This window comes from Pseudomonas sp. AF03-9 (genome assembly GCF_020515815.1).
GTDB lineage: Bacteria > Pseudomonadota > Gammaproteobacteria > Pseudomonadales > Pseudomonadaceae > Aquipseudomonas.
Window position 1 is genome coordinate 1 of record NZ_JAHPJF010000034.1, and the last position, 17,170, is coordinate 17,170.

The 17,170-nt window shown below is 63.7% G+C and carries 17 protein-coding genes; 9 read left to right on the plus strand and 8 right to left on the minus strand.

All coding sequences use genetic code 11. The annotated features are described in order from the left end of the window. Positions 1-25: 25 nt before the first annotated feature. From LIY36_RS26720 to LIY36_RS26745, 6 genes are all read right to left on the minus strand, one after another. Positions 26-691, minus strand: coding sequence for a response regulator transcription factor (locus LIY36_RS26720; RefSeq protein WP_192296695.1), 666 nt, complete (start codon positions 689-691; stop codon positions 26-28). Positions 692-718: 27 nt separating this feature from the next. Then, positions 719-1,258: a PQQ-dependent catabolism-associated CXXCW motif protein gene (locus LIY36_RS26725; RefSeq protein WP_226457747.1), complete on the minus strand. Its 540-nt coding sequence runs from the start codon at positions 1,256-1,258 to the stop codon at positions 719-721. A gap of 97 nt (positions 1,259-1,355) precedes the next feature. Then, the gene (locus LIY36_RS26730; RefSeq protein ID WP_192296693.1) at positions 1,356-2,147 is read right to left on the minus strand and encodes an ABC transporter permease; all 792 of its coding nucleotides are present in this window, start codon (positions 2,145-2,147) and stop codon (positions 1,356-1,358) included. Beyond that, positions 2,144-2,875: an ABC transporter ATP-binding protein gene (locus LIY36_RS26735; RefSeq protein WP_226457748.1), complete on the minus strand. Its 732-nt coding sequence runs from the start codon at positions 2,873-2,875 to the stop codon at positions 2,144-2,146. Before LIY36_RS26735 ends, LIY36_RS26730 begins: the two co-directional genes overlap by 4 nt. Then, positions 2,872-3,831: a YVTN family beta-propeller repeat protein gene (locus tag LIY36_RS26740; protein WP_192296691.1), complete on the minus strand. Its 960-nt coding sequence runs from the start codon at positions 3,829-3,831 to the stop codon at positions 2,872-2,874. Before LIY36_RS26740 ends, LIY36_RS26735 begins: the two co-directional genes overlap by 4 nt. Positions 3,832-3,858: 27 nt before the next feature. Continuing rightward, a complete protein-coding gene (locus LIY36_RS26745; protein WP_226457749.1) occupies positions 3,859-5,031 on the minus strand; it encodes an ABC transporter substrate-binding protein in 1,173 nt (390 codons plus the stop codon). 275 nt (positions 5,032-5,306) lie between these two features. On the opposite strand from LIY36_RS26745, the gene LIY36_RS26750 reads away from it, so the two are divergent. After that, entirely contained in the window at positions 5,307-6,569 is a 1,263-nt protein-coding gene (locus LIY36_RS26750) for a HAMP domain-containing sensor histidine kinase (RefSeq protein ID WP_226457750.1), read from the plus strand. Next, complete coding sequence (locus LIY36_RS26755) at positions 6,566-7,192, plus strand: response regulator (RefSeq protein WP_192296688.1); 627 nt, start codon at positions 6,566-6,568, stop codon at positions 7,190-7,192. The genes LIY36_RS26750 and LIY36_RS26755 overlap by 4 nt, the downstream gene beginning before the upstream one ends. A gap of 149 nt (positions 7,193-7,341) precedes the next feature. Here LIY36_RS26755 and LIY36_RS26760 read toward each other — a convergent pair whose 3' ends face one another. Continuing rightward, the gene (locus LIY36_RS26760; RefSeq protein ID WP_226457751.1) at positions 7,342-7,983 is read right to left on the minus strand and encodes a pentapeptide repeat-containing protein; all 642 of its coding nucleotides are present in this window, start codon (positions 7,981-7,983) and stop codon (positions 7,342-7,344) included. A 160-nt stretch (positions 7,984-8,143) separates the two neighbouring features. Then, the gene (gene exaA, locus LIY36_RS26765) at positions 8,144-10,039 is read right to left on the minus strand and encodes a quinoprotein ethanol dehydrogenase (protein WP_192296686.1); all 1,896 of its coding nucleotides are present in this window, start codon (positions 10,037-10,039) and stop codon (positions 8,144-8,146) included. 255 nt (positions 10,040-10,294) lie between these two features. Between exaA and pedF the strand changes: the two genes are divergently transcribed. From pedF to pqqA, 7 genes are all read left to right on the plus strand, one after another. Continuing rightward, positions 10,295-10,756 (plus strand): cytochrome c-550 PedF, encoded by a 462-nt coding sequence (pedF, locus tag LIY36_RS26770; protein ID WP_226457752.1) that lies wholly within the window; start codon positions 10,295-10,297, stop codon positions 10,754-10,756. A 3-nt stretch (positions 10,757-10,759) separates the two neighbouring features. Next, a complete protein-coding gene (locus LIY36_RS26775) occupies positions 10,760-11,635 on the plus strand; it encodes a substrate-binding periplasmic protein (RefSeq protein ID WP_226457753.1) in 876 nt (291 codons plus the stop codon). Next, positions 11,632-12,381 (plus strand): quinoprotein dehydrogenase-associated SoxYZ-like carrier, encoded by a 750-nt coding sequence (locus LIY36_RS26780; RefSeq protein ID WP_226457754.1) that lies wholly within the window; start codon positions 11,632-11,634, stop codon positions 12,379-12,381. Before LIY36_RS26775 ends, LIY36_RS26780 begins: the two co-directional genes overlap by 4 nt. A 16-nt stretch (positions 12,382-12,397) precedes the next feature. Next, positions 12,398-13,327: a quinoprotein relay system zinc metallohydrolase 1 gene (locus tag LIY36_RS26785; protein ID WP_226457755.1), complete on the plus strand. Its 930-nt coding sequence runs from the start codon at positions 12,398-12,400 to the stop codon at positions 13,325-13,327. Between the two features lie 107 nt (positions 13,328-13,434). Beyond that, a complete protein-coding gene (locus LIY36_RS26790) occupies positions 13,435-15,210 on the plus strand; it encodes a PQQ-dependent methanol/ethanol family dehydrogenase (RefSeq protein WP_192296681.1) in 1,776 nt (591 codons plus the stop codon). Positions 15,211-15,331: 121 nt separating this feature from the next. After that, complete coding sequence (gene exaC, locus LIY36_RS26795; RefSeq protein ID WP_226457756.1) at positions 15,332-16,852, plus strand: acetaldehyde dehydrogenase ExaC; 1,521 nt, start codon at positions 15,332-15,334, stop codon at positions 16,850-16,852. A 181-nt stretch (positions 16,853-17,033) separates the two neighbouring features. After that, the gene (gene pqqA, locus LIY36_RS26800; RefSeq protein WP_020289857.1) at positions 17,034-17,105 is read left to right on the plus strand and encodes a pyrroloquinoline quinone precursor peptide PqqA; all 72 of its coding nucleotides are present in this window, start codon (positions 17,034-17,036) and stop codon (positions 17,103-17,105) included. Positions 17,106-17,170: the final 65 nt, after the last annotated feature.

A 17,170-nucleotide genomic window follows, 5' to 3' on the forward strand; every position in this document is an offset into this window, starting at 1 on the left:
AGTGGATCTCCATAGGGCAGGGGGATCAGCGGCGCAGGTAGGAGCCGAAGTCAATGTCCCCGGCACTCAGGATCGCCTGCACCCGGTTATGCACATTCAACTTGCGCAATATTGCCGACACATGGGCCTTCACCGTGGTTTCGGCAATCTCCAGCGTGTAGGCGATCTGCTTGTTCGATTCGCCCTTGGTCATCCGCTCCAGCACCAGCAATTGCTTGCGGGTCAGCGCCTGCAGCAGCTCCGGGGCAAAGCCCGGGGTGTCGTTCATGCGGCGTTGGCTGGGGTTTTTCTGGGTGCGGATGATGTCGGGCGGCAGGTATACGTTGCCGTTGAGGATCTGCTGGATCGCTTCGGTCATTTGTTGGCGCGGCGACGACTTAGTGATGAACCCCACGGCGCCGTAGGTGATGGCTTGCAGCACGATCTGCTTGTCCTGCTCGGCCGAGACAATCACCACCGGGATGGTCGGCGATTCGTTGCGCAGGTTGATCAGGCCATTGAGGCCGTGCATGCCGGGCATGTTCAAATCCAGCAGGATCAGGTCAAGGTCGTCGTGGTCCTGGGTCAGCGCGAGGGCGCTGTCGAGGTCGGCGGTTTCCATCACTTCGCTGCCGGGAAAGCCGTCGCTGATGACGTTGTGGATCGCCTCGCGAAACAGCGGGTGATCGTCGGCAATCAGGATTTTGTACATGGCCGTTCACCTTCTTGTTGTGGTTTTTTATTGAAAGGGCTCGGGTGTCGCAGCCATCACTGGCAGTTTTGCCGCTTCCCACGCATCCAGGCCATCGCGATACCAATACACCGAGGTATAGCCCAGATTGGCGGCTCGTTTTACCGCGTTCCAACTCAACCAGCAATCGGAGCGACAGTAGAAGACCAACGGCCGGGTCAACTGACCGCCGGTGAATGTGTACAGGTGGCGTGCGAAGTAGCTTTGCCACTCGGGCGTGAGGTCGCCGTCGCCGGTATTGGCCAGCCAGTGGCTGCCGGGCAGGTTGGCGTGGGGCTGGTCTTCGATGAAGCGGCCTTGCAGGTATTGGCGCCGGTACACATCGATCAACACCGGCGCCGGGTTCTGGGTGAGCAGGGCTTGCAGGGCAGGGGTGTCGACGATGGTCGCACCGGGCGCCTGTGCCGGCGTGGGGCTGCGGTACAGGCTGATGCGGTAGCCGTCGGTGGAAAACAACGGCGCCTCAGCCTGGGCGTTGGCGCAGAGCAGGCACAGCAAGACCAGCAGGGGCAGTCGGGCGGGCAGCATGGCAGGTCAATCCTTATCGTTATGCGGCCATTACACGTCAGTCCCGCTGCCTTGGGAATGCGACGATAGACACGAAAACCAGTACTAAAGGAGTAGATCAGCCGTTTTTGCGCAGGGCGGCATGCTGCGGATTGAAGGTCAGCACCGCCAGCACCGTGAACACCACGGTCAGCCCCAGGCACACCAGCAGGGCCAGGCCGGCGAAGCGTTGGTAGAGGGCAAAGCGCACCAGTTCCACCGCGTGGGTGAACGGGTTGACCGCGCACAGCCAGTACAGCCACTCGCTGGAATCGCGCATCTTCCACAGTGGGTAGAGCGCCGACGACAGGAAGAACAGCGGGAAGATCACGAAATTCATCACCCCGGCAAAGTTCTCCAATTGGCGTATCCCATTGGACAGCAGCAAGCCCAGCGCGCTGAGCATCAACGCCACCAGCAACAGCGCCGGCAAGGCGATCAGCAAGCCCAGGGCCGGCGGTTGCACGCCATACACCCAGGCAATCGCCAGGAACCCGTAGACCTGCAACAGCGAAATCAACGAGGTCGCCAGCAGCTTGCTGCACAGCAAAAACGTGCGTGGCAGCGGACTGGTCAGCAGTACGCGCATGCTGCCCATCTCACGGTCGTAGACCATCGACAGCGAGCCCTGCATGCCGTTGAACAGCAGGATCATGCAGGCCAGCCCCGGGATGATGTACACCTCGTAGGGGATGTAGGTGTCGTAGGGTTCGATCACCGAGATGCCCAACGCTGCCCGAAAGCCTGCGGCGAATACCAGCAGCCACAGCAATGGCCGCACCAGGGCGCTGAGGAACCGTGTGCGCTGCAAGACAAAACGCAGCCATTCGCGCAGGACGATGCCGCTGAAACACTGCCAGTAGGCGTTCATGCCGCCACCTCTGCGCGGGTCAGGCGTGCGAACAAACCGCTCAGGTCGTCGCCTTGCTCCAGCAGCAGGCGGTCAAGTTGCCCGCTGGCTACCAGGCGACCCCGATGCAAAATCATCAAGGCGTCGTCAGCCTGCACTTCATCGAGCAAATGGGTGGTCCACAGCACGCTGATGCCTTGTTCCAGGCACAGCGTGCGCACATGTTGGTTCAGCGCCAGGCGGCTGGCCGGGTCGAGGCCGACGCTGGCTTCGTCGAGCAACAGCAGGCGCGGCTCGTGCAGCAGGGCGCGGGCGATTTCCACGCGGCGGCGGTGGCCGCCATTGAGTTCGCGGACCTTTTCCCGACGCCGCTCGCCGAGGGCCTGGCGCGCCAGTTCGGCCTCCACCCGCAACCCGGTCTGACGCCGCGACAGGCCGTGCAGCGCGGCGTGGTAGCGCAGGTTCTGTTCGACGCTCAAATCCAGGTCCAGGGTGCTTTGCTGGAATACCACGCCGAGTTGGCGCAATGCCTCACGCGGCGCCTCGCGCAATGAATGCCCGCCCACGCGGATGTCGCCGCCCTGCAAGTCATATAAACGCGTGAGCAGCGCAATCAAGGTCGATTTGCCCGCGCCATTGGGCCCTAGCAACGCCGCAAAACGCCCGGGCGCCAGGCTGAAACTCACCTCGCGCAACGCCTGGCGCGCGCCGTAGGAGAAGCTGATGGCGCTGGCGTCCAGCGCGTTCATGGCGTGACCACCACGCCCCACGGATAACGCCCAACCTTGACCGACTTGAGCACCTTGAGGCTGTCCACGTCGATCACCGACACGTCGCCGCTCACGCCGTTGGTGGCCAGCAACTGTTTCTCATCCGGGGTGAATGCCAGCTGCCACACACGACGGCCCACCAGCAGGTAGTCGAGGATCTCGTAGGTCTTGGCGTCGATCACCGCCACATGGTTGGCCGGGCCGAGGGCGACAAAGGCGTATTTGCCGTCGGCACTCAGCTTGATGCCCACCGGCTGCACCTTGTCCGGGTGCACGCCTTTGATCTTGAAGGTCAGGGTCTTGAGGATTGCGCGGCTGGCCACATCCAGAATGGTCACGGTGCCGCCGATTTCCGCCGAGGCCCACAGTTGCGTGCCGTCGTGGTTGAATTCGACGAAGCGCGGGCGTTGGTCCACCAGGGTGCTGTCGGCCAGGGTCTGGGTGCTGGTGTCGATCCAGTGCAGCATGTTCGTGGTTTCGCTGGTGTTCACCGCCCACTTGCCGTCGGGGCTCACGGCCATGCCTTCGGGCTCGACGCCGACGTTGATCTGGCCGAGCACCTTGGCGGTCTCGGTGTCGATCACGGTGACCAGCGCGTCGTCTTCGTTGGAGACGTACAGCCAGCGGTTGTTGGGGTGCAACGCGAATTGCTCGGGGTCTTTGCCGGAGGGCAGCTCCTTGACGATCTTGCGCGTGGCCACGTCCATCACCTGCACGCGGTCCGAGTCGCTGGCGCAGATGTACAGCAGCTTGTTGTCATGGGACAGCAGCAGGCCGCGTGGGCGCTGGCCGACCTTGAGGGTGTCGGTGACTTGCAGGGTCTGCATGTCGATCAGGCTCAGGCTGTTGTCTTTCTCGTTGGAGACCCAGGCCGTGGCGGCCACGGCGTGTCCGGCGGCAAGCAGCAGGGCGCAGGAGAGCAGGGTGCGGCGCATGGCGTATTCCTTATTGTTGTTGTGTGTTCAGGGAAAGCGGCAGGTCACCTCGGGTTTGTCGTAGCCCAGGCTGTCCATTTCGTTGAAAGGGTGCAGGAAACCGTCCTGGGGCGAGGTGCTCACCAGTGCACGGGGTTGCACGATGGGGATCGGCTGGCGCAGTTGGCCATTCCACGGGCGATAGCTGAGCTTGCGGCCCTTGAAACCGTCCAGCGGCAACTGCTCGCTGATCTCCAGCTGGCGGATGTTCATCGGGTTGACCTCGCGCAGCTTGCTCACTGCACTGGCGACGCTGCGCACGGCCATCCAGGCGGCGAAGTCGCGGTCGTTCATCCAGCGTCCGGCGAGGGCTTCGAAGCGTTTTTGCAGTTGGGCGGCGCCGTAGGTTTCGACGCTCTTGTGCCAGCCGGTGGGCGTCAGACCCTGGGTGCCGGCGACCGGGCGCGGGTACCAGGTCTGGTAGGGCACGTATTCGCCGAAGTCGCCGCGCTCGTCGGCGACCAGCACCACGTCGTATTCGGCGGTCTGGGTGAACAACGGCATGTCGGCCTGGGCGCTGCGGCGCTGGTCGTTGTCGAAACGCCAGGCTTTCTCGGCCACCAGTTGCAGGCCAAAACGCTTGGCTGCGCGGCGCAGGGCGGCGGCGTAGGCTTGATCGTCCGGAGTGGGGCCGACGATCAGCAGCGCCTTCTGCCATTTGCGCGTCACCAGAAATTGCGCCAGCGCATCGGCGAGCATGGCCCGGCTGGGCAGGCTGTGCAGCACGTTGCCCAGGCAGTCGGTGCTGCGCAGGCTGTCATCGGGGCTGCCGGCGTTGAACAGCAGGCTGTCGGGCAGTGCGGCGCTGAGTTGGCGCAGGCTGGCGGCGGGGGCGTTGACGACAAACAGGCGCAGGCCTTGGTCGTGTTGCTTCTGCGCGGCGGCAAGCAGGTCTTCGGGGTTATCGACTGTCGCGTCGATCAGGCTGTAGCGCTGGTTGAGAAAGGCGCCGGTGCTGTTGCTGTCGATGATCGCCAATTCGGCGCCCCGCAACCCGGCATCGGTGGGTTCGGCAATCACGTTGGACAGCAACGGCCCCGGGTCCGGGCGATAGCCGAGGTAGCCGATCTGCACTTGCAGCGGTGCCTCGGCGGCCTGGCCGGCGGTGGCCCAGGTGAGTGCCAGCAGGCAGGTCACGGCGAAAGGGGCGAGCTGGCGCATAAGGCACTCCAAGACAGTTGGCGCCAGCATATAAAGCCCGGTTACCCCTGCAAATATGCAGAAAGTAGCGCTGGGGCAGTACCAAGGTAGTAGCCCGCCGCACGCGGTGCGGTTTTAGCATGGGGCTCCAGTATCCGCTGCGGGGGTTGCACGATCATGCGAATTATCAAGGCGTTGCTCTTGCCGTTCCTGCTGATCGTCAGCCTGATCGGCATCGACCGACCCCACGCACCGCGCTCGGCGGCGCTCGTGCCGACTGTGCTGGCGCGCTAGGCATGTCGGCGCTGTGGCGGATCAACCTGTGGGTGTGCGGTTTCTTCGCGCTGGTCACCTGCGCCTGCACGGCGTTGCTGATGCATCAGGCCCTGGCGGATGTGGAGCGCGAGTTGCAGTCGGCCGAAGCGGTGGTGCATTACCTGAGTGAAACTGCCGTGCGCGATCCGGCCAGCCTGCAACCACGCCTCACCGCCAGCCTGCGCCATGTGCGCGTGCACTGGTTGGGCGCCGATGAAACCCCGCCCGCGCCGGAGCAAGAGGGGCTGGATGCGTGGCTCGGGCGCCTGCTGTTTGCCCAGGCGCGCCACAGTGCCGAGGTGCTCGACCTGGCCGATGGCCGGCGCGTGTCCATCGGCGTCGACCCGCGTGACGAGATCGATGAGGTCTGGGATTCCTTGCAGCAATTGCTGGGCCTGTGTGCGCTGGCATTGGCCCTGAGCCTGTTGACCATTCGCTGGGCGGTGCGCCGTGGCATGGGCGTGCTGGACGAATTGCTGTTGGCCCTGCAGCACGTGTGCAGCGGCCGTCTCAATGTGCGCCTGCGCAGCGCCGGGGTGCCGGAGGCACAGCAACTGGCGCGGCATTTCAACCGCATGACCGATGCCCTCGAACAGGCGCGCACCGACAACACCCGGCTGACCCAAACCCTGCTGGCGGTGCAGGAACAAGAGCGCACCCGCCTGGCCCAGACCCTGCACGATGACCTCGGCCAGTACCTGGCGGGGATTCGCGCCCAGGTGTGCCTGTTGCCGCTGATCGCCCATCAACCCGCCACGCTGACGCGTACCGTGCATCTGCTGGAAGAACACTGCGACCACTTGCAGCAGGGCTTTCGCGAACTGGTCCACGACCTTTACCCGGTGGCCCTGCAACACCTGCCGATGGCCGAGGCGTTCGGCATGTTGGTGACGCAATGGCGTGCCAGCCATGGCATCGACTGCCAGTTGCAGGTCAGCGAGGCGCTGCCGCCGCTGTCCCCGGCCGACAAGACCCACCTGTATCGCTTGCTCCAGGAAGCCTTGACCAACATCGTGCGCCACGCCGGCGCCAGCCAGGTGCGCGTGCGTTTGCAGCATCGCGGGACGCGCCTGCGCCTGTGGGTGCGCGACAACGGCCACGGCGCGCAGCAGCCTCAGCGGCGCGGTGTGGGCCTGCATTCGATGTATGAACGTGCGCGCTGTTTGGGCGGCGAATTGAAGATCATCAGTCATCCCGGCGCCGGTTGGGCGCTGGCGTTGGACATGCCTGTGGAGGTGTCATGAATATTCTGTTGGTGGATGACCACGCCGTGGTTCGCCAGGGTTATGCCAGTTTGTTGCGCGCATTGTTGCCGGCCATTGAAGTGCGTGAGGCGGCCAGCGGCGAAGAAGCCTTGGCGCGGGTACACGAGGCGGTGCCGAATCTGGTGATCATGGACTTCGGTTTGCCCGGCATCAGCGGCCTGGAAACCACCCGGCGCCTGCGCCAGCGCTTGCCGCAACTGCGTGTGCTGTTTTTCAGCATGCACGATGAACTGCCATTGGTGCGCCAGGCGCTCGACGCCGGCGCGGCGGGATACCTGACCAAAAGCTCGGCGCCCCAGGTGTTGATCGAAGCGGTGCGGCGCATCCTCGATGGCCACGCCTACATTGAACAACCCCTGGCCACCCAACTCGCCTGCCAGCCCACCGACCCGCGTTTGCACAGCATGACGCCACGGGAGTTGGAGATTTTCCTGATGCTCGCCAAAGGCACCCCGGCGCGGCAGATTGCCGAACAGCTGAGTATCAGCAGCAAGACGGTGTCCAACCACCTGACTTTGCTCAAGAGCAAGTTGCAGGTGAGTTCCCATGCGGAGTTGGTGCATGTGGGGATTGATATGGGGGTGGTGCGGGTGGCGGGGTGACGAGTTCTCTCTGATGCACACCGGCCTCATGTGGGAGTGGGCTTGCTCGCGAAAGCGGTGGGTCAGCTAGCCCATCTGATACTGACACACCGCATTCGCGAGCAAGCCCGCTCCCACACAAGCTCACACACCTATAGATCTGCGGTGCGCTAACGATCCCAGGTGGTGGGGCAATCCTTGCAGCCCTCCATATTCGCATCCTGGAAGTTCGCATAGTGCTGGCGGCTACCCGTAAGGGTGGCCTTCTCCAGATTGCTTTCCCCGAATTTGGCCTCCTGCAAATTGGCATCGCTCAAATCCGCCCCTTGCAGATCTGCCTTGCTCAGCCAGGTCATTTCCAGGTCTGCCGCACGCAGGTTGGCCTTGTGCATCTTCGCCCCCGACAGACGTGCGAATTGCAGATAGGCCGCGCTGAGGTTGGCGTTTTCAAATTGCGCGCCCTGGGCAAACAGGCCCCAGCCTTGTACGGCCATCAAGGTGGCGCCGCTGAAGTCGGCGAGGCGCAGGTTGGCCTGTTGCAGGCTGGCACGGGTGAGGTTGGCGCCTTGCAGTTGGGCTTTTTCCAGGTTGGCCAGGTCGAGGTTGACGTGGCGCAGGTCGGCATCGCGCAGGTCGGCGCCGGCCAGGTTCATGCCGCTGAGGTTCTGGTTGCGCAGGTTGGCGCCCTTGAGGTTGGCGCCGGGGCATTGGCTGTGTTCGGCAAGGGTGCAGCCGTTGATGATCAGCGGGGTGTCGTCATCGGCGTGGGCCACGCAGACAGCGATCAGGAGCAATACGGGCAAATAGTTCATCACGATACCTTTGTAGTGAGCGGGCTTGCCCCGCGCTGGGCGGCGAAGCCGCCCCAAACGGTCCGCCGCGGTGTTTCAGAGGGACCGAGGTGTCTGGTCTTAGGGCGGCTTCGCCGCCCAGCGCGGGGCAAGCCCGCTCACTACAGCCACCTTGTAAGGGTTATTGTTGGGCGGTTTTCAGATCCCAACTCGGAATCTTGAATACCCAGAACGACCCGCCCTGTGCCACCGGCTTGGTCAGCTCGGCCATGTCGCCGCCCCACAACGGCACCGCGCCGCCGTAGCCAACGGTCACGCCGATGTACTGCTCGCCATCCTGTTCCCAGGTGATCGGCGGGGAGACGATGCCGCTGCCGGTCTGGAACTTCCACAGCTCCTTGCCGGTTTTCGCGTCGAAGGCTTTGAAGAATCCGTCGCCGGTGCCGGTGAACACCAGGTTGCCCTTGGTCGCCAGCACGCCGGCCCACAGCGGCAGGTGTTCCTTGTGCTCCCACACCACCTTGCCGGTGGTGGGGTTCATCGCCCGCAGGGTGCCGACGTGGTCGTCATACATGCGCTTGATGCGGAAACCCATGCCCAGGTACGCCGAGCCCTTCTTGTAGTTGACCTCTTCGGTCCAATATTCCTCTTTCCACTGGTTGCCCGGGATGTAGAACAGGCCGGTGTCCTGGCTGTAGGCCATGGGGTTCCAGTTCTTGCCGCCGAGGAACGGCGGCGAGACTTCCACCGGCTTGCCCTTGGTTTCACCCGGCAACGGTTTGGCTGGGCGTTGGCCTTCGTTCTCGACGGGGCGGCCAGTCTTGAGGTCGATGTGGCTGGCCCAGGTGATGTTGTCCACGAACGGGAAGGCGTTTTGCAGCTTGCCGTTGTTGCGGTCCACCACATAGAAGAAACCATTGCGGTCGGCGTGGCCGGTGGCCTTGACCACTTTGCCGTCTTTGCCCTTGTAGTCGAACAACACCAGTTCGTTGTTGCCGGAGAAGTCCCAGGCATCGTTTGGTGTGTGCTGGTAGAACCACTTCACTTCCCCGGTGCTTGGGTCGACGCCGACCTGGCCGGAGGTGTAGAGGCTGTCGAAGTCGTGGGGGTTGCCGTCCTTGGACGTGCGCGCCCAGGTGTTCCACGGGCCGGGGTTGCCGGCGCCGACGATGATGGTGTTGGTCTCGGCATCGAAGCTCGCGCTCTGCCAAGGTGCACCGCCGCCGTGGCTCCAGGCCTCGACCTTGCCGGTTTCGGTGGTCGGGTCATCCGGCCACGAAGGCGCCTTGACGTCGCCGGTCGGGGTGCTGTCCTTGCCGTTCAGGCGGCCCATGTGGCCCTCCACGAACGGACGCATCCACACTTCTTCGCCGGTGTCCGGGTCGCGCGCATACAGCTGGCCGACCACGCCGAATTCATCGCCGGAGCTGCCGTGGATCAGCAGCACCTTGCCGCTGACCTTGTCCTTGATCAGCACGGGGGCGCCGGTCATGGTGTAGCCGGCGGCGTGGTCGCCGAACTTCTTGTTCCACACCACTTTGCCGGTGTTTTTGTCGAGGGCGATCAGGCGCGCATCAAGGGTGCCGAAGTAGATTTTGTCGCCGAAAATCGCTGCGCCGCGGTTGACCACGTCACAGCACGGGCGAATGTTGTCTGGCAGGCGGTGGTTGTAGGTCCACAGGCGTTTGCCGGTCTTCGCGTCGAGGGCGAATACGCGGGAGTACGAGCCGGTGACGTAGACCACGCCGTCGCTGACGATGGCCTGGGATTCCTGGCCGCGTTGTTTTTCATCGCCGAACGAGTAAGACCAGGCCGGCGTGAGCTTGAATACGTTCTTGTCGTTGACCTGGGCCAGCGGGCTCCAGCGCTGGGCGTTGGTGCCCATGCCGTACTGCAGCACGTCCTTGGTGGTCAGGTGGTCGTTGGCGATGTCTTCCCAGGTGACGTTGCGCGTTTGCTTGGCGGCAGGTTCGGCGGCGGCAAAACCTGCCGCACTGAAGGACAGGCTGCCCACCAGCAAAAAGGCTTGCACGGCAAGGCTTACGGGGGAGCGGGAGGGGAGCGATCTTATTGTCATGGTTTGCAGTTCCCAGTTGAGGTTTTGGCCTGCACAGGGTGGTGCGCCGAGGCGCTGGCTGGATACGGAAAATTTCCCGCTGTTGCCGGGAAGACTTCCCGAACCGCCGCTGATTTGGACGTGCCCCACAAGCCCTACTACCAAGGGAGTAGGACGCGACCACCAAAGCAGCATACGGTGCTGGACTGCGGGTTCCTAAGATGGTTGCCATAGCCTCTGCAATGAGGTTTGCGTGCAATCCTGAGGACAAAAATAATGACAACAAAACGCAATGCCTTGCTCGTGGCCGGCCTGTTGGTGGGTGTGATCGGTGTGGGTAACGTCTGGGCCCATGGCAACGTGGTGCCCCAGGCTGTGGAGACCAAAGGACTGACGCCGATCAAGGATGCGGGCGTACCGCTCGACGCCGATGGCTGGGCCGCCAACAACCCGTATCGCAAGTCCCCTGAGCACGACAGGGCCGTCGAAATCGGCTCCTCCGCTTACAACCAGAACTGCGCCGCGTGCCACGGTCTGGAAGCCAAGTCCGGCGGCATCGCCCCCGACCTGCGCATGCTCGACGAAGGCGACGCCGGGGATGAGTGGTTTGTCGAGCGCGTGCGCCACGGTGCCGTGCGGGATGGCCGTGTATACATGCCGAAAATGGCCGACTACCTGAGCCAGGAAGCCTTGTGGGCGGTGCGTACCTACCTGGATTCCGTGCGCGTCGAGGAGTAAGCCATGCGCCTGCTCAGCGTCGTGTTCGGCCTGGCCTTGCTGTGCTGCCAGGCGGCACAGGCCCAGGTGCGCAGCTATGACCAGATGATCGCCGCCGGCGAGTTGAAGGTGGCGGTGTACAAGGATTTTGCCCCCTACAGTTTCGACGACGGCGGCACCCCGCGCGGGGTGGACGTGGAGTTGGCCCAGGCGCTGGCCAAGGCCCTGGGCGTGCAACTGAAGCTGATCTGGGCGCCGGCCGGCGAGAAGCTCGACGACGACCTGCGCGACTACATCTGGCGCGGCAGCCCGTTGCACAACCAGCAACTGGCCGACCTGATGCTGCGCGCGCCTTACGACCACGAATACGCGCAGCGGCGCAACGACCAGGGTGAATTGGAAAACGGCCATGTGGTGATGTTCGGGCCGTACCAGAACGAACAATGGCAGGTGGCGTACGACCGCCGCCGCCTGGACAAGGTCGCCAGCGTGGCGGTGTTCGAGGAACACCCCATTGGTGTCGAAGTCGACAGCGTGCCGTCGTTTTACCTGACCTCGGTGTTCAACGGCATGCTGGCGCGCAAGACCCGTCACTATCCCAACGTGCCCCAGGCTTTTGCGGCGATGAAGGCCGGGGAGGTCGACGCGGTGATGGCGATGCGTGGCGAGATTGACTGGCAGGTGCATCAGGCCAACGACCCGCAACTGGCCCTGGCGCAAAACGCTTACCCGAACATGGGGCGGCAACGTTGGGAGATCGGCATGGCGGTGCATGAAAGCAATCGGCAACTGGCCTATGCCGTGGAGGAAGCGCTGGAAGGCCTGATCCGCGATGGCAGCCTGCAAGCGATCTACAGCCGATACGGCCTGCGTTACGAAGTGCCCGAGATGTACCAATGAACTGGCGCCTGACGGTGTTACTGGCCTGCCTGTTGCCGTTGGCCGCGCCCGCCAGTGAGGTCGATCCGGTGCCATCGGTGATGTGGGCGTTCTATCACAAGCAGTTCCTGAACGACGCGCCGTTCGTGTTCGACGAGCGGGTCAAGCTGTTGGCGCCGCCGTTCGCCGAAGACGCGCGGCAGGTACCGTTGGAAATCGATGCGCGGGCCTTCAAGGGCCGGGTGGTGCGCATCTTCGCCTGGGCCGAGCTGAACCCGCTGCCAAAAATCGTCGACTTCCAACCCAAGGCCGGGGTGTTGCCCTGGCTGTCGCTGCGCATCCGCATCGAACAGGCCACGCCGCTGCGCGCCGCGGTGCTGACCGATGACGGCGTGTGGCACGTCGGCTCGACCCTGATCGACGCGGCAGGCGGCGGCTGCACCGCGCCGAGCGTGGTGCGCACCCAGCCGGGGTGGGAAGAGCATATCGGCGAGGTACTCGGCGGGCGTTATCCCCGTGGCGAGTACAGCCGCGTGCGCGTGCAGGTTGCGCATCCGATGGACAACGGCATGGTCAGCGGCATCCCCGAGTTTTACCTCAACCACGCCCAACTGCTTGGGGACAACGGCCAGGTCATGGCCGAGCTGGAGCTGTTCCCGGCGGTCAGCGAGAACCCTAACCTGGCGTTCGACCTCGAGGGCGCCGGGCAGACGCGCCTGGTGCTGCGCGACAACAGTGGCAACCAGTTCGACGCGGCCATCCCCTGACCAGAAGGAGCGCGGCATGCGCTGGATACTGTTGTTATGCCTGGCCCTGAGCCTGCCCGCCGTGGCCGACATGGACTATGCCCTCAAACCCCGGCAGATCGCCGAAGGCACCTGGCTGCTGGAAGGCAGCACCGAGAATTTCGCCAAGGCCAATGGCGGCAATATCGTCAATGTGGCGTTTATCGTCACCGAGGCGGGCGTGGTGGTGATCGATACCGGGCCGTCCAGACGCTACGGCGAAGCCTTGCGCCAGGCCATCGCCAGTGTCACGTCCAAACCGGTGATCCAGGTGTTGCTGACCCATCATCACCCCGACCACGCCTTGGGCAATCAGGCATTCAAGGACGTGCCCATTGGCGCCCTGGCCGACACCACAAAGCTGTTGCACGAGCAAGGCGACAGCATGGCGGAAAACCTCTATCGCATGGTCGGCGACTGGATGCGCGGCACTGAAGTGGTGTTGCCGGGCCAAGTGCTGGAGCCCGGTGTGCGCAGCTTCGGTAATCATGATCTGCGCCTGCTGGCGCTGACCGGGCATACCGGCGCCGACCTGGCGATTCTGGACCAGAGCACCGGCGTATTGTTTACCGGCGACCTGGTCTTCTACCAACGCGCCCTGACCACCCCCAACAGCCCCGGACTCGCCGCCTGGCTGGCCGACATCACCACCCTGCAAGGTTTGCCCTGGACCCTGGTGGTGCCCGGTCACGGCCCGATCGCCACGGATGCGCAGCCCTTCGAACAGATGCGCGACTACCTGAGCTGGCTCGATCAACTGCTGCGCGACGGCGCCGCCAACGGCAATGACATGAGCGAGATGATCCGCAGCCCGATCCCCGAGCGCTTCGCCGCGATCAGCCTTGCCCGCTACGAATTGATCCGCAGCGTCAGCCACCTGTACCCGCGCTACGAGCGCGAGCAGATGCACCCGCTACTAAGGAACTAGCAAACTCGATACTGCGGTCAATTGTGACGGCGGCCCCTGCGCCCAAGAATCTGCACCAGACCGGGAAAATTTCCCGGGTATAACAAAAAACCGCAGAGGTAGCCGTCATGACCCAACCCGCACGCCGCCAACCCTTCGCCTTGAGTGTGTTGCTCGGTGCCATCCTGTTATCCGGCCAGGCCCTGGCCGCCGTGACCGACCAGGACATTCTCCAGGACCCGAAAAACCCCGAGCAGATCGTCACCAACGGCCTCGGTGTGCAGGGCCAGCGCTACAGCCCGCTGGACACGCTGAACGTGGACAACGTCAAGGACCTGCGCCCGGTCTGGGCGTTTTCGTTTGGCGGCGAAAAACAGCGCGGCCAGCAGGCGCAACCGATGGTCAAGGACGGGGTGATGTACCTCACCGGTTCCTATTCGCGGGTGTTCGCGGTGGATGCGCGCACCGGCAAGAAACTCTGGCAATACGACGCGCGCCTGCCCGATGACATCCGTCCGTGCTGCGACGTGATCAACCGTGGCGTGGCGTTGTATGGCGACCTGGTGTTCTTCGGCACCCTTGACGCCAAGCTGGTGGCGTTGAACAAGGACACCGGCAAGGTGGTGTGGAGCAAGAAGGTGGCCGACCACAAGGAAGGCTACTCCATCAGCGCCGCGCCCCTGGTGATCAACGGCAAGCTGATCACCGGCGTGGCCGGTGGCGAGTTCGGCGTGGTCGGCAAGATCGAAGCCTATGACCCGAAAAACGGCGACCTGCTGTGGACCCGTCCGACTGTCGAAGGCCATATGGGCTACGTGTACAAGGACGGCAAGGCGGTGGAGAACGGTATTTCCGGCGGCGAGGCGGGCAAGACCTGGCCCGGCGACCTGTGGAAGACCGGCGGTGCGGCGCCGTGGCTGGGCGGCTACTACGATCCGGAAACCAACCTGCTGCTGTTCGGCACCGGCAACCCGGCGCCGTGGAACTCCCATCTACGCCCGGGCGACAACCTCTATTCGTCTTCGCGCCTGGCGCTGAACCCGGACGACGGCACCATCAAATGGCACTTCCAGAGCACCCCTCACGACGGTTGGGACTTTGACGGCGTGAACGAGCTGATCTCGTTCAACTACACCGAAGGCGGCAAGGAAATCAAAGCGGCGGCTACCGCCGACCGCAACGGCTTCTTCTACGTGCTGGACCGCACCAACGGCAAATTCATCCGTGGCTTCCCGTTCGTGGACAAGATCACCTGGGCCACCGGCCTGGATAAGAACGGTCGGCCGATCTACAACGAAGCCAGCCGCCCCGGCGCGCCGGGCAGTGAAACCAAGGGCACTTCGGTGTTCGTAGCGCCGGCGTTCCTCGGTGCCAAGAACTGGATGCCGATGGCCTACAACCGCGACACCGGGCTGTTCTACGTGCCGTCCAACGAGTGGGGCATGGACATCTGGAACGAAGGCATCGCCTACAAGAAAGGCGCGGCATTCCTCGGCGCGGGCTTCACCATCAAGCCGTTGAACGAGGACTACATCGGCGTGCTGCGCGCCATCGACCCGAAAACCGGCAAGGAAGTGTGGCGCCACAAGAACTTCGCGCCGCTGTGGGGCGGGGTGCTGACCACCAAGGGCAACCTGGTGTTCACCGGCACGCCGGAAGGTTTCCTGCAAGCGTTCAACGCCAAGACCGGCGAGAAAGTCTGGGAGTTCCAGACCGGCTCCGGCGTGCTCGGCTCGCCGGTGACCTGGGACATGGACGGCGAACAGTACGTCTCGGTGGTCTCCGGCTGGGGTGGCGCGGTGCCGTTGTGGGGCGGTGAAGTGGCCAAGCGCGTGAAGGACTTCAACCAGGGCGGCATGCTCTGGACCTTCAAGTTGCCCAAGGAACTGGTGGCCAAGCACTAGTTCTACGACCAAATGACCATAGCCCCCCTGCCAACGGCGCATTCGCCCGGTAGCGGGGGCTCTTTACTATCGGCTCATCGCCTGTTGACCAACAGGCCCGGACCCCGACAGAGGCCTCATCATGATCTACGCACAACCCGGCACCCCAGGCGCTATCGTCAGCTTCAAGGCGCGCTACGGCAACTACATCGGCGGCGAATTTGTCGCGCCGATCGATGGCAACTACTTCACCAATACGTCGCCGGTGACCGGCGAAGTCATCGCCGAATTCCCACGCTCCAGCGCCGCCGACATCGACAAGGCCCTCGACGCCGCCCACGCCGCCGCCGACGCCTGGGGCAAGACCTCGGCCCAGGACCGCGCGCTGGTGTTGCTGAAAATCGCCGACCGTATCGAGCAGCACCTTGAAGTACTGGCCGTGGCCGAGACCTGGGACAACGGCAAGGCCGTGCGCGAAACCCTCAACGCCGACGTGCCCCTGGCTGCCGACCACTTCCGTTACTTCGCCGGCTGCATCCGCGCCCAGGAAGGCGGCGCCGCCGAGATCAACGAACACACCGCGGCCTATCACTTCCACGAGCCATTGGGCGTGGTCGGGCAGATCATTCCGTGGAACTTCCCGCTGCTGATGGCGGCCTGGAAACTCGCCCCGGCCCTGGCCGCTGGTAACTGCATCGTGCTCAAGCCGGCCGAGCAGACGCCGCTGTCGATCATGGTGTTTGCCGAGTTGATCAATGACCTGCTGCCACCGGGCGTGCTGAATATCGTCCAGGGCTTTGGCCGCGAAGCCGGCGAAGCGCTGGCCACCAGCAAGCGCATCGCCAAGATCGCCTTTACCGGCTCGACGCCCATCGGCGCGCACATCATGCATGCGGCCGCCGAGAACATCATCCCGTCGACCGTGGAACTGGGCGGCAAGTCGCCGAACATCTTCTTCGAAGACATCATGAACGCCGAGCCACAGTTCATCGAAAAGGCCGCCGAAGGCCTGGTGCTGGCGTTCTTCAACCAGGGCGAAGTGTGCACCTGCCCGTCGCGGGCGCTGGTGCAGGAGTCGATCTACGACGCGTTCATGGCCGAGGTGATGAAAAAGATCGTCAAGATCAAGCGCGGCAACCCCCTGGACACCGAGACCATGGTCGGCGCCCAGGCGTCCGAGCAGCAATACGACAAGATCCTCTCGTACCTGAAAATCGCCCAGGAAGAAGGCGCGGTGCTGCTCACCGGCGGCGCGGCCGAGCGTCTGGAGGGCGACCTGTCCAGCGGCTATTACATCCAGCCGACCCTGCTCAAGGGCCACAACAAGATGCGCGTGTTCCAGGAAGAAATCTTCGGCCCGGTGGTGGGCATCACCACCTTCAAGGACGAAGCCGAAGCCCTGGCGATCGCCAACGACAGCGAATTCGGCCTCGGTGCCGGCCTGTGGACCCGCGACATCAACCGTGCCTACCGCATGGGCCGCGCGATCAAGGCCGGCCGCGTGTGGACCAACTGCTACCACCTGTACCCGGCGCATGCGGCGTTTGGCGGGTACAAGAAGTCGGGTGTGGGGCGTGAGAACCACAAGATGATGCTGGATCACTACCAGCAGACCAAGAACCTGCTGGTGAGCTACGACATCAATCCGTTGGGGTTCTTCTAACCCTCCAGGCTTGAAATGCAGTCCCCTGTGGGAGCAGGCAAGCCAGCTCCCACATTTGGTTCCCTGTATGCCTGAGACTATTGCAGTGCGCGAACTCCTTCGAAAGTAGCATTCGCCTCCCATACCCCCCATGCATTAATGACCCGACCGGAATCTTCCGGCACAACAAGAGGAACGTCCCATGTGGAAAAAACCCGCGTTTACCGACCTGCGTATCGGCTTTGAAGTGACCATGTACTTCGCCAGCCGTTGATCTACCGCCGGCCAGTCTCGTGCTGGCCGGTGCTCAAGCGGTCTTTGGGACCCGTCCTACGACCC

What these genes read in the sequence shown, in the direction of transcription:
- exaA (WP_192296686.1), bottom strand. Translation starts at nt 10,039, where the DNA reads ATGACAATAAGATCGCTCCCCTCCCGCTCCCCCGTAAGCCTTGCCGTG.
- LIY36_RS26760 (WP_226457751.1), bottom strand. Translation starts at nt 7,983, where the DNA reads ATGAACTATTTGCCCGTATTGCTCCTGATCGCTGTCTGCGTGGCCCAC.
- LIY36_RS26745 (WP_226457749.1), bottom strand. Translation starts at nt 5,031, where the DNA reads ATGCGCCAGCTCGCCCCTTTCGCCGTGACCTGCCTGCTGGCACTCACC.
- LIY36_RS26725 (WP_226457747.1), bottom strand. Translation starts at nt 1,258, where the DNA reads ATGCTGCCCGCCCGACTGCCCCTGCTGGTCTTGCTGTGCCTGCTCTGC.
- LIY36_RS26735 (WP_226457748.1), bottom strand. Translation starts at nt 2,875, where the DNA reads ATGAACGCGCTGGACGCCAGCGCCATCAGCTTCTCCTACGGCGCGCGC.
- LIY36_RS26755 (WP_192296688.1), top strand. Translation starts at nt 6,566, where the DNA reads ATGAATATTCTGTTGGTGGATGACCACGCCGTGGTTCGCCAGGGTTAT.
- LIY36_RS26720 (WP_192296695.1), bottom strand. Translation starts at nt 691, where the DNA reads ATGTACAAAATCCTGATTGCCGACGATCACCCGCTGTTTCGCGAGGCG.
- LIY36_RS26790 (WP_192296681.1), top strand. Translation starts at nt 13,435, where the DNA reads ATGACCCAACCCGCACGCCGCCAACCCTTCGCCTTGAGTGTGTTGCTC.
- pedF (WP_226457752.1), top strand. Translation starts at nt 10,295, where the DNA reads ATGACAACAAAACGCAATGCCTTGCTCGTGGCCGGCCTGTTGGTGGGT.
- LIY36_RS26730 (WP_192296693.1), bottom strand. Translation starts at nt 2,147, where the DNA reads ATGAACGCCTACTGGCAGTGTTTCAGCGGCATCGTCCTGCGCGAATGG.
- exaC (WP_226457756.1), top strand. Translation starts at nt 15,332, where the DNA reads ATGATCTACGCACAACCCGGCACCCCAGGCGCTATCGTCAGCTTCAAG.
- LIY36_RS26785 (WP_226457755.1), top strand. Translation starts at nt 12,398, where the DNA reads ATGCGCTGGATACTGTTGTTATGCCTGGCCCTGAGCCTGCCCGCCGTG.
- LIY36_RS26750 (WP_226457750.1), top strand. Translation starts at nt 5,307, where the DNA reads ATGTCGGCGCTGTGGCGGATCAACCTGTGGGTGTGCGGTTTCTTCGCG.
- LIY36_RS26740 (WP_192296691.1), bottom strand. Translation starts at nt 3,831, where the DNA reads ATGCGCCGCACCCTGCTCTCCTGCGCCCTGCTGCTTGCCGCCGGACAC.
- LIY36_RS26775 (WP_226457753.1), top strand. Translation starts at nt 10,760, where the DNA reads ATGCGCCTGCTCAGCGTCGTGTTCGGCCTGGCCTTGCTGTGCTGCCAG.
- LIY36_RS26780 (WP_226457754.1), top strand. Translation starts at nt 11,632, where the DNA reads ATGAACTGGCGCCTGACGGTGTTACTGGCCTGCCTGTTGCCGTTGGCC.